The sequence below is a fragment of the Salmonella sp. 32031103-2018-00083-FB-01-SM-01 genome (assembly GCF_017571995.1).
GTDB classification, from domain to species: domain Bacteria; phylum Pseudomonadota; class Gammaproteobacteria; order Enterobacterales; family Enterobacteriaceae; genus Salmonella; species Salmonella enterica.
In genome coordinates, this window is record NZ_JAGEQL010000004.1 from 86,367 (window position 1) to 101,327 (window position 14,961).

Sequence of the window (14,961 nt, forward strand, 5' to 3'; positions counted from 1 at the left end):
CAGGCAATACCGGGTTAAATCGCGCAAATATTACAACATGTCCTACACTCAATACGAGTGACATTATTCACCTGGATTCCTCCAATTCAGGTGGATTTTTGCTGGTTGTCTCAAAAAATATCTCTCCCTCCCCATTCGCGTTCAGCCCTTATATCATGGGAAATCACAGCCGATAGCACCTCGCAATATTCATGCCAGAAGCAAATTCAGGGTTGTCTCAGATTCTGAGTATGTTAGGGTAGAAAAAGGTAACTATTTCTATCAGGTAACATATCGACATAAGTAAATAACAGGAATCATTCTATTGCATGGCAATTAAATTAGAAGTGAAGAATCTGTATAAAATATTTGGAGAGCATCCGCAGCGTGCCTTCAAATATATTGAAAAGGGACTATCGAAAGAGCAAATACTGGAAAAAACGGGGCTATCGCTTGGCGTTAAAGACGCCAGTCTGGCCATTGAAGAAGGCGAGATATTTGTCATCATGGGATTATCCGGCTCGGGTAAATCCACAATGGTACGCCTTCTCAATCGCCTGATTGAACCCACCCGCGGACAGGTACTGATTGACGGCGTTGATATTGCCAAAATATCAGACGCTGAGCTTCGCGAGGTGCGCAGGAAAAAGATTGCGATGGTCTTCCAGTCATTTGCGCTCATGCCGCATATGACCGTGCTGGATAATACGGCATTCGGTATGGAATTAGCGGGCATCGCGGCGCAAGAGCGTCGCGAAAAAGCGCTGGACGCCTTGCGTCAGGTAGGGCTTGAGAATTACGCTCACGCCTATCCGGATGAACTTTCCGGTGGGATGCGTCAGCGTGTTGGGCTTGCCCGCGCGCTGGCAATCAACCCTGATATCTTATTAATGGATGAAGCATTTTCCGCCCTCGATCCATTAATTCGTACCGAAATGCAGGATGAGCTGGTGAAATTACAGGCGAAACATCAGCGCACCATTGTCTTTATTTCCCACGATCTTGATGAGGCTATGCGTATTGGCGACAGGATTGCCATTATGCAAAATGGCGAGGTCGTACAGGTTGGTACGCCGGATGAGATCCTGAATAATCCGGCAAATGATTATGTCCGCACGTTCTTCCGTGGCGTGGATATTACTCAGGTCTTTAGCGCCAAAGATATTGCCCGTCGCAGTCCGGTCGGCTTAATTCGTAAAACGCCAGGTTTCGGTCCCCGTTCGGCACTGAAATTATTACAGGATGAAGACCGTGAATATGGTTACGTCATTGAGCGTGGCAATAAATTCGTGGGCGTCGTGTCCATCGACTCATTAAAAGCGGCATTAAGCCAGGCGCAAGGGATTGAAGCGGCGCTTATCGACGACCCTTTAGTCGTTGATGCGCAAACCCCACTCAGCGAGTTGCTCTCTCACGTCGGCCAGGCACCCTGCGCAGTGCCGGTTGTCGATGAAGAACACCAGTATGTTGGCATTATTTCAAAACGTATGTTGCTACAGGCTTTAGATCGCGAGGGGGGTAACAATGGCTGATCAAACGAATCCGTGGGATACCGCACAGGTGGCCGATACTACGACGCAAACGGCTGATGCCTGGGGAACACCGGCAGGCGTAGCCACGGACGGCGGCAGTACCGACTGGTTGAACAGCGCGCCCGCGCCAGCCCCTGAACACTTTTCTCTTCTGGACCCATTCCATAAGACGCTGATCCCGCTGGATAGCTGGGTCACAGAGGGAATCGACTGGGTCGTCACCCATTTCCGTCCCCTTTTTCAGGGGATTCGTGTGCCGGTGGATTACATCCTTAACGGCTTTCAGCAACTGCTGCTGGGAATGCCCGCCCCTGTGGCGATTATTCTCTTTGCGCTGATTGCCTGGCAGGTTTCCGGCGTGGGCATGGGGATCGCGGCGCTGATATCGCTGATCGCCATCGGCGCGATCGGTGCCTGGTCGCAGGCGATGATTACCCTGGCGCTGGTATTGACCGCCCTGTTGTTCTGCGTCGTGATCGGATTACCGATGGGAATCTGGCTGGCGCGCAGCCCGCGTGCGGCCAAAATAGTTCGTCCGCTGCTGGATGCGATGCAGACCACGCCCGCGTTTGTCTATCTGGTGCCGATTGTCATGTTATTCGGCATCGGTAACGTGCCGGGCGTGGTGGTGACGATTATTTTTGCTCTACCGCCGATTATACGCCTGACGATCCTGGGCATTAACCAGGTGCCTGCCGACTTAATTGAAGCGTCGCGCTCGTTCGGCGCCAGCCAGCGCCAAATGTTGTTCAAAGTGCAGCTACCGCTGGCGATGCCCACCATTATGGCAGGTGTTAATCAGACGCTGATGCTGGCTCTCTCGATGGTCGTCATCGCCTCGATGATTGCGGTCGGTGGGCTTGGCCAGATGGTACTACGCGGTATTGGTCGTCTTGATATGGGGCTGGCAACCGTCGGCGGCGTCGGCATTGTGATTCTCGCCATCATTCTGGACCGTCTGACGCAGGCCGTCGGGCGCGACTCGCGTAGCCGCGGTAACCGTCGCTGGTATACCACCGGTCCTGTTGGGCTAATCACCCGCCCTTTCGTTAAGTAACTCTCCTGACGCCCGGTGACGCTGCGCTTACCGGGCTTACAACTCCCTACCATAATTAAAGGAACAACGATGCGACATACTGTGATATTTGCCTCAGCGTTTGCCACCCTTGTCACCGCCAGCGCTTTCGCTGCCGACCTGCCTGGCAAAGGCATTACCGTCCAACCTATCCAAAGCACTATTTCTGAAGAGTCCTTCCAGACGTTACTGGTCAGCCGGGCGCTGGAAAAGTTGGGTTATACCGTAAATAAGCCGAGTGAAGTCGATTACAACGTAGGCTATACCTCCATCGCCTCTGGCGATGCGACGTTTACCGCCGTGAACTGGCAGCCGCTGCATGATGATATGTATGCCGCAGCAGGCGGAGACAAAAAGTTTTACCGCGAGGGTGTCTTCGTCTCCGGCGCTGCGCAGGGCTATCTGATCGATAAAAAAACCGCCGAGCAGTACAACATCACCAATATCGCTCAGCTAAAAGATCCGAAAATCGCCAAAATCTTCGATACCAATGGCGACGGAAAAGCGGACATGATGGGCTGCTCGCCGGGCTGGGGCTGCGAAGCCGTGATCAATCACCAGAATAAAGCGTTTGATCTGCAAAAAACCGTTGAGGTCAGCCACGGTAACTATGCGGCGATGATGGCTGATACCATTACCCGTTTTAAAGAAGGCAAGCCGGTGCTGTATTACACCTGGACCCCGTACTGGGTGAGCGACGTAATGAAGCCGGGTAAAGATGTCGTCTGGCTACAGGTGCCGTTCTCCTCCCTGCCGGGCGAACAGAAAAATATTGATACTAAACTGCCGAACGGCGCGAACTATGGGTTCCCGGTTAATACCATGCATATTGTCGCCAATAAGGCATGGGCGGAGAAAAACCCGGCGGCGGCGAAACTGTTCGCCATCATGAAGCTGCCGCTGGCGGATATCAACGCGCAGAACGCCATGATGCATGCCGGTAAATCGTCTGAAGCCGATGTTCAGGGCCATGTGGACGGCTGGATCAACGCCCACCAGCAGCAGTTTGACGGCTGGGTGAAAGAAGCGCTGGCCGCGCAGAAATAAGATCGTTTTTTATGCCGGATAAGGCGCAGTTCATGCGCTGCTATCCGGCCAACGCAATCTCTCCTCAAAGCGCACGATTCATCACGTCACTGTTCCCCTTTATTCATCAACATCCGCTATGATTGTTTTCCCAGGAAATAATTATCTGAATCACGATTACCATAATGACGAAACCCACTCATGAGCTTAGCCCGGCGCTGATCGTTTTAATGTCTGTGGCCACAGGTCTGGCGGTCGCCAGCAACTACTATGCCCAGCCGCTGCTTGATACCATCGCGCATCACTTTTCGCTTTCCGCCAGCTCCGCAGGGTTTATCGTTACCGCCGCGCAGTTGGGCTATGCCGCTGGCCTGTTGTTTCTGGTGCCGCTCGGCGACATGTTTGAACGCCGAACGCTGATTGTCTCCATGACGTTGCTGGCGGCTGGCGGAATGCTGATCACCGCCAGCAGTCAGTCGCTTAGCATGATGATACTCGGAACGGCCTTAACCGGACTGTTCTCCGTGGTGGCGCAGATTCTGGTTCCGCTGGCCGCCACGCTTGCGACGCCCGCCACCCGCGGTAAAGTGGTCGGCACCATTATGAGCGGCCTGTTGCTGGGGATCCTGCTGGCGCGAACGGTCGCCGGACTGCTGGCAAACCTCGGCGGTTGGCGCACCGTATTTTGGGTAGCGTCGGCGCTGATGGCGCTGATGGCCGTCGCGTTGTGGCGTGGACTGCCAAAACTCAAATCCGACACCCATCTTAACTACCCGCAACTGTTGGGTTCTGTATTCAGCCTGTTTATTCACGATAAGCTGCTGCGTACCCGCGCGCTGCTGGGCTGTCTGACCTTTGCTAATTTCAGCATCCTCTGGACGTCAATGGCCTTTTTGCTCGCCGCGCCGCCGTTTGGCTACTCCGAGGGAATGATTGGCCTGTTTGGCCTGGCGGGGGCCGCCGGCGCTTTAGGCGCGCGTCCGGCGGGCGGATTTGCCGATAAAGGTAAGTCTCACCTCACCACCACGTTCGGCTTACTGCTGCTGTTACTCTCCTGGCTGGCTATCTGGCTTGGGCACACCTCGGTACTGGCGCTGATTATTGGCATTCTGGTACTGGACCTCACCGTTCAGGGGGTACATATCACCAATCAGACGGTCATCTATCGTTTGCATCCGGATGCGCGTAACCGGCTCACCGCCGGCTATATGACCAGCTACTTTATCGGTGGCGCCGCGGGGTCGCTGATTTCCGCCTCCGCCTGGCAACATGCCGGCTGGGCCGGCGTTTGTCTGGCGGGTGTCACGGTAGCCTTACTTAATTTACTGGTCTGGTGGCGAGGTTTTCACCGACAGGAAGCCGTAAATTAAGCGGATAGTGAGCGTTTACCTTTGTTTAAGCTCCTTAGGGTGTTAAGGAGCTCCCCAGTCTGTTAAGGTTATGCTATTCATTTATCATGGTTATTTTTATACCGGTGAAGAATAATATAATTCTATGGAAAGCCCTGCATCCCCATCTGCTCCCAGGCCAATAGCGCCCGTTCAAGGATTCGAAGGTCGTTCACCGATAGCTATCCGTGATATTCCGGTGGCTTTTGCATCGGGTTGTAAGGCCGTTTACCCGGCTTTCGCCCCTCCCGCTTATCGTTCTCTCCTGATTTTTTCATGCAGGCACTCACGCTTTTCTCGTCATTCCTGGATTTGCCGCAGGCGGCGCTTTACCGGGCCCAATGTTCCCGCTGGCGTCTCAGTCTGCGTATCATTGGTTGCTTTATAGCCTGAAAGAATGATTTTGTATTAATAATACATTTACTTTATTTGTCACTGTCGTTACTATATCGGCTGAAATTAATGAGGTCATGCCCAAATGGATAGTTCGTTTACGCCCATTGAACAAATGCTAAAATTTCGCGCCAGCCGTCACGAAGACTTTCCTTACCAGGAAATTCTTTTGACTCGTCTTTGTATGCACATGCAAGGCAAGCTCCTGGAAAACCGCAATAAAATGCTGAAGGCTCAAGGGATTAACGAGACGTTGTTTATGGCGTTGATTACGCTGGAGTCTCAGGAAAACCACAGTATTCAGCCGTCTGAATTAAGCTGCGCGCTGGGTTCATCTCGCACCAATGCGACACGCATTGCAGATGAGCTGGAAAAACGCGGCTGGATTGAGCGTCGTGAGAGCGATAACGACCGCCGTTGCCTGCATCTGCAATTAACGGAGAAAGGCCAGGCATTTTTGCAAGAAGTGCTTCCACCTCAGCATCATTGTCTGCATCAACTCTGGTCATCACTTAGCACTGCCGAAAAAGATCAACTTGAGCACATCACTCGTAAACTCCTGACGCGTCTTGATCAAATGGAGCAGGAAGGCACTGTTCTTGAGGCGCTGCGCTAAAGCGCCGACCCGCTCAAAAATCCAGATTAATAACAGGAAAGCGGACAGGCCGGCACGCGTTACTGCTGGCCTTTCTGACAACAGGTCGGCTCAGCCGATGTGAATAATAAGATCGTGGAGAACAACATGAGCGCAAATGCGGAGATCCAAACCCCGCAGCAACCGGCTAAGAAGAAAGGCAAACGCAAAACAGCGCTGCTACTTCTTACCTTGCTCTTTGTTATTATTGCCGTGGCATATGGAATTTATTGGTTTTTAGTATTGCGTCATATTGAAGAGACAGATGATGCTTACGTGGCAGGGAACCAGGTTCAAATCATGGCGCAGGTGTCAGGCAGCGTGACGAAAGTCTGGGCTGATAACACCGACTTTGTAAAAGAGGGCGATGTTCTGGTCACGCTCGATCAGACTGACGCCAAACAAGCGTTTGAAAAAGCCAAAACGGCGCTGGCCTCCAGCGTGCGTCAGACGCACCAATTGATGATTAACAGCAAGCAGTTGCAGGCGAATATCGACGTGCAAAAAACCGCCCTGGCGCAAGCGCAAAGCGACCTTAACCGTCGTGTGCCGCTGGGGAATGCCAATCTTATTGGCCGTGAAGAGCTGCAACACGCCCGCGATGCCGTCGCCAGCGCGCAGGCACAGCTGGATGTCGCCATTCAACAGTACAATGCCAACCAGGCAATGATACTCAACAGTAATCTGGAAGATCAGCCCGCGGTTCAACAAGCGGCGACCGAAGTGCGTAACGCCTGGCTGGCACTGGAGCGTACTCGCATCGTCAGCCCAATGACTGGTTATGTCTCTCGCCGCGCCGTCCAGCCTGGCGCGCAGATCAGCCCCACCACGCCGCTGATGGCCGTCGTGCCTGCAACCGATCTGTGGGTGGACGCTAACTTTAAAGAGACCCAATTAGCGAACATGCGCATTGGGCAGCCAGTGACGGTGATTACTGATATTTATGGCGACGACGTAAAATACACCGGTAAAGTCGTCGGTCTGGATATGGGAACAGGCAGCGCCTTCTCCCTGCTGCCCGCGCAAAATGCGACGGGTAACTGGATTAAAGTGGTTCAACGTCTGCCGGTACGCGTCGAACTGGACGCCCGCCAGTTAGAACAACATCCGCTGCGTATTGGTTTATCGACGCTGGTCACCGTGGATACCGCTAATCGCGACGGTCAGGTACTGGCCAGCCAGGTACGAACGACGCCGGTTGCCGAAAGTAACGCACGCGAAATTAATCTCGCGCCGGTCAATAAACTGATCGACGACATCGTACAGGCTAACGCGGGTTAATCCTGAGGTGCGTGTGATGCAACAGCAAAAACCGCTGGAGGGCGCGCAGCTCGTCATCATGACGATCGCGCTGTCGCTGGCGACATTCATGCAGGTGCTGGACTCCACCATTGCCAACGTGGCGATTCCGACCATCGCCGGGAACCTGGGTTCTTCCCTAAGCCAGGGGACATGGGTTATCACCTCTTTCGGGGTGGCGAACGCTATCTCGATTCCCTTAACCGGCTGGCTGGCGAAACGTTTTGGCGAAGTTAAACTGTTCATGTGGTCGACGGTCGCCTTTGCCGCGGCCTCCTGGGCCTGTGGCGTATCCAGCAGCCTGAATATGCTGATCTTCTTCCGCGTGGTGCAGGGCGTGGTCGCCGGGCCGCTGATTCCGCTCTCGCAAAGCCTGTTGCTGAATAACTATCCGCCTGCAAAGCGCTCCATTGCGCTGGCGCTCTGGTCAATGACCGTCATTGTCGCGCCGATTTGCGGCCCGATTCTGGGGGGCTACATCAGTGATAATTACCACTGGGGATGGATTTTCTTCATCAACGTTCCGATTGGCATCGCCGTCGTCCTGATGACGTTACACACGCTGCGCGGACGTGAAACGCATACCGAACGGCGACGTATTGACGCCGTCGGGCTGGCGCTACTGGTGATTGGCATCGGCAGCCTGCAAATTATGCTCGATCGCGGTAAAGAGCTGGACTGGTTCTCCTCGCAGGAAATTATCATCCTGACCGTGGTCGCCGTCATCGCCATCAGTTTCCTGATCGTCTGGGAACTGACCGACGATCACCCTATCGTCGATCTTTCTCTTTTTAAATCGCGTAACTTCACGATTGGCTGCTTGTGCATCAGCCTTGCCTATATGCTCTATTTCGGCGCCATTGTTCTACTGCCGCAGCTTTTGCAAGAGGTGTACGGCTATACCGCAACGTGGGCAGGTCTGGCGTCGGCGCCAGTCGGCATTATTCCGGTAATTTTGTCGCCGATTATCGGACGCTTCGCGCATAAACTGGATATGCGCAGGCTGGTCACGTTCAGCTTCATTATGTACGCCGTCTGTTTTTACTGGCGCGCCTGGACGTTCGAACCGGGTATGGATTTCGGCGCTTCTGCATGGCCGCAGTTTATTCAGGGATTTGCCGTCGCCTGCTTCTTTATGCCGCTGACCACCATTACGCTCTCCGGGTTACCGCCCGAACGGCTGGCGGCGGCATCAAGCCTGTCGAACTTCACGCGAACGCTGGCGGGCTCCATCGGCACCTCGATTACCACCACTATGTGGACCGATCGTGAGTCGCTACACCATGCTCAGCTCACGGAGTCGGTTACAGCGTATAATCCAAACGCTCAGGCTATGTACGATAAACTGGAAGGCTTAGGGATGACGCACCAACAGGCGTCAGGCTGGATAGCCCAGCAAATCACGAATCAGGGGCTGATTATTTCCGCCAACGAAATCTTCTGGATGTCGGCGGGGATCTTCCTGGTGCTGCTCGGCCTGGTGTGGTTCGCCAAACCGCCCTTCGGTGCGGGCGGCGGCGGCGGCGCGCACTAACTATCTGATAAAAGGGATCTGCGGATCCCTTTTTTAGTAGACCAACAATCAGAAGAAATATTTGAATCTCAGACGCCCGCCGTAACGCGCATCTTCACTGTTATCGCCATTATTCGGATTGGCCTCTACCCATGAAGCATAGGCACCGAGGTAGATGTTAAAGTTTTTCATATCCATCACGTTGGGGAATAAATATGAGGCATGAATAGTGTGAATGTCATAATTGCCGGGATCGGTGATCCAGCAATCGTCCTCACAAACGGCATCGATATTAGTAGCATTGAAGGCTTCGATTTTGTTATGCGCATAGATATAACCCAGTTCAAATCGATGCCACAGCGCATTCACCCCAGCGGTAAAATCTGTCTCATCGGTCGCATCCATATAGGCGGTATTCAGGTTAATCACTGCGCCATCTTCCGGGTCAGTTTTTTGACCATTCCAGGTCATGGTAAAACCATAGCCCGTACGATCTGACTGATCGATCCACTTCCCATTCTCATAATAGCCATAGGCGTTGTTAACGACGTTACTTTCCATCGCTATCGCCGTTGAAAAACGCCCGTTTTGCCAGGCGATAACCGGACGGACGTAAGCCACATTTTTATCGTTGCTTAAATCCATTCCGTGGTACTGCTTCTCGGTATATAACGTACTGCCATTTTCCAGCAATGTGTTAACTTCGAAATACCAGTTGTCGATGGTTTTACTCAGCAGGAAGTTACCCCCACTGTCACTACGTCCCCGCCCTTCTTTCATCATATAGATATAGCCGTAACCGTCACTGTAAAGATCGTTCGCTGTATTCCCCGAATATTCAATAAACGTATCCTGATTCAGCGGGAACATATCGTAGGCTTCAAAACGACCAACCTTAATTTTCCAGTCATTCTCACGACCAAAGAAGAAAACGGCATCATCAAGGTTCATTTTTCCGGTCAGGTCCGCCAGAGGCTGTACAGAGAACCCGGCAAAATTACCGTTGTCCAGCCGCTGGTAGCCATCAAAGCCCAGTAACAGGCGTCCGTTAATATCCCAGCGTTCATTGGTTCCTGATGCCCAATCTTTATTTGCTGACGTTCTCATCGAGGTCAGGCTACCGGAACGGCTTGCCGCATCCATATTAAATTCGACATCGCCATAGAACTTAATATCGCTGAATCCGGATAAGGTCAGCTTCGGCGGCGTTTTACCTGCTGCTATGGGCTCGGCGGACTGGACATTCACCGTCGGCGTAGCGGCGACCTGCTGCTGTTTCAGCGAGCGAATTTGCGCCTCGGCATCGGATGCCCGTTTTTCAGCATTAACAACACGTTGCTCCAGTTCAGCCAGACGCTGCTCAATAGTGATATTATTCGCTGCCCAAAGGTTATGAGAAAAGCAAGCACCGATCATCAGCGCCAAATATTTAGCCTTCATTTTTTATCCCTTAAGTTTGATGTATACCAGATAAGATTTGCTAAAAACCCCATCGACCGGCTATTAGTAGAGTCTTGTTATTACCTGGATATCTGGCGCATTCCATTATGTTTTTCTATTAATTATTTATGATTTTTAGTTTATGTGATCAATACACTCTGGCATCGTGAGTTATCCGCCTTTTCTGTTTGCCAGATCACATTTTATTATTTAACAGGCCAGGCATTACTTAATTTAAAATGTATTCTCTCCGCAAATATAATAAACGCAAATTATATTAAGCAATAAAAAACCCCGGCCATAAACCGGGGTTAATTTAAATACTGGAAACGCTTACCAATAAGACTAAATATGCAGTTCCTGCAGTTTTTCTTTCGGCAGCGCCAGCTCTTTATTGCTGTTCACGCGCACATCACGCTCCAGAATATGACGGGCAATGTCCTGCGCTTCACTGAGCGAGTGCATCTGATACGTACCGCACTGGTAAACGTTCAGCTCCGGGATCTGGTTTTGATCCTGCACTTTCAGCACATCCGCCATCGCCGCTTTCCACGCGTCGGCAACACGCTGCTCGTCCGGCGTGCCAATCAGGCTCATGTAAAAGCCGGTGCGGCAGCCCATCGGCGAGATATCGATAATCTCAACGCCGTTACCGTTGAGGTGGTCGCGCATAAAGCCAGCAAACAGATGCTCAAGCGTATGAATCCCTTTTTCCGGCATCACTTCTTTGTTCGGAATGCAAAAACGCAGATCAAACACGGTGATTGCGTCGCCATGCGGGGTGTTCATCGTTTTTGCAACCCGGACCGCCGGCGCTTGCATCCGGGTATGATCGACTGCGAAGCTATCTAATAATGGCATTTAGTCACCTCCGATAATTTTTTAAAAATAAACTGAACTCTTTGTTCCGGGGCGAGTCTGAGTATATGAAAGACGCGCATTTGTTATCATCATCCCTGTTTTCAGCGATGAAATTTTGGCCACTCCGTGAGTGGCCTTTTTCTTTTGGGTCAGGCGTGTTTCGCAAGCCACGCGGCAAACGGCTCGGTATCCGCCGCCTCAATCTCCTGCTGACGACGTACTGAAGCGTCACGTTCAGCAATAAACTCTTCTTCCTGTAAAATCTCCAGCGGCTCTTCGCGTAACAGATTACGGTAAGCCTCACCGAACGCTTTCCCGGTGCCGCCAATGCCTTCATCAATCATAGACCGTAGGATCCGGGCGGAGAATGTCAGTTCAGGATTATCAAAGCAGGCGACCAACTCGTCACACACCTTTTGATACTCCTCTCCCCCGTGGATACTGTCCAGCGTTTGCGCCACGCGTTTCAGATCGCGGAAGAGATCTTTTCCTACTTTGGGCAGCGGGAATTGCGCAGTTTCACAGCCAATGCCTAACGTCAGGCCCGGCTTACGCCCTTCCAGAATAACGCGATTCCAGTTAGTACGCGTACATAACAGCTCATCGCTACTCATTTCCGGCGCATCGGCCAATACGCACCAGACCATAAACAGATCGAGGAAGCGCACCTGTTGCTCGTCTACGCCGATCGGTGAGAACGGATTAATATCGAGAGAACGAACTTCAATATACTCAATACCACCACGCAGAAGCGCGTCAGAAGGCGATTCGCCGCTGCGCGTCACGCGCTTGGGACGAATGGGCGCGTACAGCTCATTTTCAATTTGCAGAACGTTGCTGTTAATCTGTAGCCGCTTACCGTCTTTTTCCACACCAATCCGCGCGTACTCCTCGGAAGGGGTTTTAATCGCGCGCTTCAGACCTGCCACATACTCATGCAAATCGTTAAACGTAATTCCGAGATTGCTTTGCGACTTATTGGTATAGCCCAAATCACTCAAACGCAGCGACGTCGCATACGGCAGGTAGTACATACCGCAGTCCGTTTTTTCAAACGGTAATGTGGTTGGCTTCCCTTGCAGGAAAGAGGAACAAATGGCCGGAGACGCGCCAAACAGATAGGGGATGACCCAGCCAAAACGGTAATAGTTGCGAATCAGACGAAAATAGCCGGCAGAAATTTTTTCTTTTGCCGCTTCGCCTTCCGTAACGCCGCATTTCGCCTGCCAGAACGCCATCGGTAATGAAAAATTGTAATGTACGCCGGAGATGGTTTGCATCAAAGCGCCATAACGATTTTTCAGCCCTTCGCGATAGAGCGTTTTAAAGCGCCCGGTATTGGATGTGCCGTACTGCGCCAGCTCTATGTCCTGCCCTTCCGCAATATAGCAGGGCATACTTAATGGCCACATCCGCTCATCGCCCAGTTTCCTGGCCGTATACCGATGGAGATCGCGCATAAAAGTGAGCATATGCTGGATATCGCCATCGACTGGCGTAATAAACTCCAGTAGGGCTTCCGCAAAATCTGTGGTAATCCATTTATGGGTCAGCGCTGAACCTAACGCTTCAGGATGACCTGTTGTCGCCAGCGTGCCATCAGCATTGACACGCAGCGTTTCGCGCTCTAACCCGCGCTGTATCCCCTTTAACGCCTGAGGATGTTTTTCCAGCCAGGCCAGAGCCTGTGATACGTCCGGGATCAAATTGACCTCCCGCCTGTCCAAATCGTTTTAATAAGCATAACTGTAATGGCGGCCATACATGCCAAACCTACAATTATTACCACCACATCATGCCCTGAACCGTCGCCGCTGCGAGCGCAACATAGCGCAGCGCCTTACCAAGACACAAAAAAAAGATCGTCCGCCCCCACGGGATGCGCATCCATCCCGCTAACAGGCACAACAAATCACCGATGACCGGCATCCAGCTTAATAATAGTGTGGCTGCGCCATAACGCTTTAGCCAGCCAGTCGCTTTTTCCTGCCAGTGCGACGTTTTGCGCAGCGGAAAGAAACGCCCAAGAATAACGTTAGTTACCCCTCCAAGGCTATTACCCATTGTTGCTGTTAAGACTAAGACCCAGGGATGACTGACGCCGGAGACCAGCATAGCAACCAAAACCACCTCAGAATTACCGGGTAACAGCGTCGCGCTGAGAAAACTACTGGCAAACAGAGACAGGAGCGACAGTCCGTCACTCACAATAGTCGAACATCCACGGCATCCATTCCCGCCGCCCGCGCCGCCTGTAAACCAAAATCGGCATCTTCAAATACCACGCACTGCGTCGGCATGACGCCCATCCGCTGGGCGCACAATAGGAAGGTGTCAGGCGCAGGTTTGTGATGCTGTACGTGATCTGCCGCCACAACCGCATCAAAATAACGACGCAGCCCCAGATGCGCTAACAAGGCTTCCGCGATAGCGCTTTCGCTACCGGTACCGACCGACATGGGACGCCGCCCATGCCACGCTTTAACCACCTCAACCAGCGGCAGCGGTTCTACGCAGTCCAGCAGGATGCTTTTTACCGCGTCGGTTTTCTCACGCGCCAGTGACAGGGGATCAAGATCGGCATGGTTAAGCTCAATGATTGACTGGGCGATAAGCCAGGTTGGCGAACCGTTAAGCGCGACCATTGCCTGTTCATCAAAACGAAGACCATAGCGCCCCAAAACCTCACGCCACGCTTTGCGATGCGTGGGTTCGGTATCCAGGAGAGTACCGTCCATATCAAAAATCAAACCAGCATAACGTGCGTACATCGTGTTCTCGCAAACCGAATAACCAGACAGTACTTTATCGCAATTGGTTGATTTTGTCGCTAATAGAGATGAAGAGGTATATTCAGGATAAGGGGAAAAGCGATTGCAGGGCAGTGACGTATCCGGGAGGATTATTCGCCTTATGGGCCGTTGCTGACGCAACGTTATCCTTCCTGGTGCCAGCGGTGATTACCGCTATCTTATCTGCATCTTCATCGCTGAAAGTATGAAGAATATGGTGCATCCGGGAGGATTCGAACCTCCGACCGCTCGGTTCGTAGCCGAGTACTCTATCCAGCTGAGCTACGGATGCATTGGAAATGATGTTTACTACAAGATTTGATGTCGCATTTACTGCCACACTAAATAAGATGGTGCATCCGGGAGGATTACTCGCCTTACGGCTCGCCCTTCGGGCCGTTGCTGATGCAACGTTATCCTTCCTGGTGCCAGCGGTGATTACCGCTATCTTATCCGTATCTTCATCACTGAAAGTACGGAGAATATGGTGCATCCGGGAGGATTCGAACCTCCGACCGCTCGGTTCGTAGCCGAGTACTCTATCCAGCTGAGCTACGGATGCATCGGAAAACTTGCTTTACTGCCGATATTGATACCGCGGTGAAAGCCGTATCAAGTAAGAGATGGTGCATCCGGGAGGATTCGAACCTCCGACCGCTCGGTTCGTAGCCGAGTACTCTATCCAGCTGAGCTACGGATGCATCGGGAAACTTACTTTACTGCAGATTTTGATACCGCGGGAAAGCCGTATCAAGTAAGAGATGGTGCATCCGGGAGGATTCGAACCTCCGACCGCTCGGTTCGTAGCCGAGTACTCTATCCAGCTGAGCTACGGATGCAAATGGCGGTGAGGCGGGGATTCGAACCCCGGATGCAGCTTTTGACCGCATACTCCCTTAGCAGGGGAGCGCCTTCAGCCTCTCGGCCACCTCACCACACGCCTCTTACGAGTGCTTCGAAGAACTTGTTCTGCTCATCGTCGCTGCGTGGCGCACATATTACTTTCTGGGACTTATAAGTCAAACAATT

General features: G+C 52.3%; 12 protein-coding genes and 5 tRNA genes. 7 read left to right on the top strand and 10 right to left on the bottom strand.

Translation table 11 applies throughout. The features are described from left to right. The first annotated feature begins 308 nt into the window (after nt 1-308). From proV to emrB, 7 genes are all read left to right on the top strand, one after another. Nucleotides 309-1,511, top strand: a complete 1,203-nt coding sequence (gene proV / locus J4614_RS13090) for a glycine betaine/L-proline ABC transporter ATP-binding protein ProV (protein ID WP_208293197.1) — start codon at nt 309-311, stop codon at nt 1,509-1,511. Continuing rightward, nucleotides 1,504-2,568 (top strand): glycine betaine/L-proline ABC transporter permease ProW, encoded by a 1,065-nt coding sequence (proW, locus tag J4614_RS13095; RefSeq protein WP_208293198.1) that lies wholly within the window; start codon nt 1,504-1,506, stop codon nt 2,566-2,568. The genes proV and proW overlap by 8 nt, the downstream gene beginning before the upstream one ends. A 69-nt stretch (nt 2,569-2,637) precedes the next feature. Continuing rightward, the gene (gene proX, locus J4614_RS13100) at nt 2,638-3,633 is read left to right on the top strand and encodes a glycine betaine/L-proline ABC transporter substrate-binding protein ProX (protein ID WP_001216613.1); all 996 of its coding nucleotides are present in this window, start codon (nt 2,638-2,640) and stop codon (nt 3,631-3,633) included. A gap of 164 nt (nt 3,634-3,797) precedes the next feature. Next, nucleotides 3,798-4,982, top strand: a complete 1,185-nt coding sequence (locus J4614_RS13105; RefSeq protein WP_208293199.1) for an MFS transporter — start codon at nt 3,798-3,800, stop codon at nt 4,980-4,982. Nucleotides 4,983-5,478: 496 nt separating this feature from the next. Then, nucleotides 5,479-6,009 carry a transcriptional repressor MprA gene (gene mprA, locus J4614_RS13110; RefSeq protein ID WP_000378431.1) on the top strand — a complete coding sequence of 177 codons (531 nt, stop codon included), beginning with the start codon at nt 5,479-5,481 and terminating at the stop codon, nt 6,007-6,009. A gap of 126 nt (nt 6,010-6,135) precedes the next feature. Continuing rightward, nucleotides 6,136-7,308: a multidrug efflux MFS transporter periplasmic adaptor subunit EmrA gene (emrA, locus tag J4614_RS13115; RefSeq protein WP_001275603.1), complete on the top strand. Its 1,173-nt coding sequence runs from the start codon at nt 6,136-6,138 to the stop codon at nt 7,306-7,308. A gap of 16 nt (nt 7,309-7,324) precedes the next feature. Further along, a complete protein-coding gene (gene emrB / locus J4614_RS13120) occupies nt 7,325-8,860 on the top strand; it encodes a multidrug efflux MFS transporter permease subunit EmrB (RefSeq protein WP_001528552.1) in 1,536 nt (511 codons plus the stop codon). 48 nt (nt 8,861-8,908) lie between these two features. On the opposite strand, the gene J4614_RS13125 is transcribed toward emrB, so the two are convergent. The 10 genes from J4614_RS13125 to J4614_RS13170 all read right to left on the bottom strand — a co-directional run bounded on the left by J4614_RS13125 (nt 8,909) and on the right by J4614_RS13170 (nt 14,867). After that, nucleotides 8,909-10,279 carry a carbohydrate porin gene (locus J4614_RS13125; RefSeq protein ID WP_000645140.1) on the bottom strand — a complete coding sequence of 457 codons (1,371 nt, stop codon included), beginning with the start codon at nt 10,277-10,279 and terminating at the stop codon, nt 8,909-8,911. Between the two features lie 345 nt (nt 10,280-10,624). Then, nucleotides 10,625-11,140 (bottom strand): S-ribosylhomocysteine lyase, encoded by a 516-nt coding sequence (gene luxS, locus J4614_RS13130; protein WP_001130194.1) that lies wholly within the window; start codon nt 11,138-11,140, stop codon nt 10,625-10,627. A 149-nt stretch (nt 11,141-11,289) separates the two neighbouring features. Further along, nucleotides 11,290-12,846, bottom strand: a complete 1,557-nt coding sequence (gshA, locus tag J4614_RS13135) for a glutamate--cysteine ligase (RefSeq protein ID WP_000611821.1) — start codon at nt 12,844-12,846, stop codon at nt 11,290-11,292. 76 nt (nt 12,847-12,922) lie between these two features. Then, nucleotides 12,923-13,348 carry a YqaA family protein gene (locus J4614_RS13140; protein ID WP_208293200.1) on the bottom strand — a complete coding sequence of 142 codons (426 nt, stop codon included), beginning with the start codon at nt 13,346-13,348 and terminating at the stop codon, nt 12,923-12,925. Next, the gene (gene yqaB / locus J4614_RS13145) at nt 13,345-13,911 is read right to left on the bottom strand and encodes a fructose-1-phosphate/6-phosphogluconate phosphatase (RefSeq protein WP_000271296.1); all 567 of its coding nucleotides are present in this window, start codon (nt 13,909-13,911) and stop codon (nt 13,345-13,347) included. Before yqaB ends, J4614_RS13140 begins: the two co-directional genes overlap by 4 nt. A 236-nt stretch (nt 13,912-14,147) precedes the next feature. Next, a tRNA-Arg gene (locus tag J4614_RS13150) sits at nt 14,148-14,224 on the bottom strand. 193 nt (nt 14,225-14,417) lie between these two features. Further along, nucleotides 14,418-14,494 (bottom strand) — tRNA-Arg (locus tag J4614_RS13155). Nucleotides 14,495-14,556: 62 nt separating this feature from the next. After that, nucleotides 14,557-14,633: transfer RNA gene (locus J4614_RS13160), tRNA-Arg, on the bottom strand. Nucleotides 14,634-14,694: 61 nt separating this feature from the next. Beyond that, nucleotides 14,695-14,771 (bottom strand) — tRNA-Arg (locus J4614_RS13165). A 3-nt stretch (nt 14,772-14,774) separates the two neighbouring features. After that, nucleotides 14,775-14,867, bottom strand: a tRNA-Ser gene (locus tag J4614_RS13170). Between the last annotated feature and the right edge of the window lie 94 nt (nt 14,868-14,961).

What these genes read in the sequence shown, in the direction of transcription:
- proV (WP_208293197.1), top strand. Translation starts at nt 309, where the DNA reads ATGGCAATTAAATTAGAAGTGAAGAATCTGTATAAAATATTTGGAGAG.
- proW (WP_208293198.1), top strand. Translation starts at nt 1,504, where the DNA reads ATGGCTGATCAAACGAATCCGTGGGATACCGCACAGGTGGCCGATACT.
- proX (WP_001216613.1), top strand. Translation starts at nt 2,638, where the DNA reads ATGCGACATACTGTGATATTTGCCTCAGCGTTTGCCACCCTTGTCACC.
- J4614_RS13105 (WP_208293199.1), top strand. Translation starts at nt 3,798, where the DNA reads ATGACGAAACCCACTCATGAGCTTAGCCCGGCGCTGATCGTTTTAATG.
- mprA (WP_000378431.1), top strand. Translation starts at nt 5,479, where the DNA reads ATGGATAGTTCGTTTACGCCCATTGAACAAATGCTAAAATTTCGCGCC.
- emrA (WP_001275603.1), top strand. Translation starts at nt 6,136, where the DNA reads ATGAGCGCAAATGCGGAGATCCAAACCCCGCAGCAACCGGCTAAGAAG.
- emrB (WP_001528552.1), top strand. Translation starts at nt 7,325, where the DNA reads ATGCAACAGCAAAAACCGCTGGAGGGCGCGCAGCTCGTCATCATGACG.
- J4614_RS13125 (WP_000645140.1), bottom strand. Translation starts at nt 10,279, where the DNA reads ATGAAGGCTAAATATTTGGCGCTGATGATCGGTGCTTGCTTTTCTCAT.
- luxS (WP_001130194.1), bottom strand. Translation starts at nt 11,140, where the DNA reads ATGCCATTATTAGATAGCTTCGCAGTCGATCATACCCGGATGCAAGCG.
- yqaB (WP_000271296.1), bottom strand. Translation starts at nt 13,911, where the DNA reads ATGTACGCACGTTATGCTGGTTTGATTTTTGATATGGACGGTACTCTC.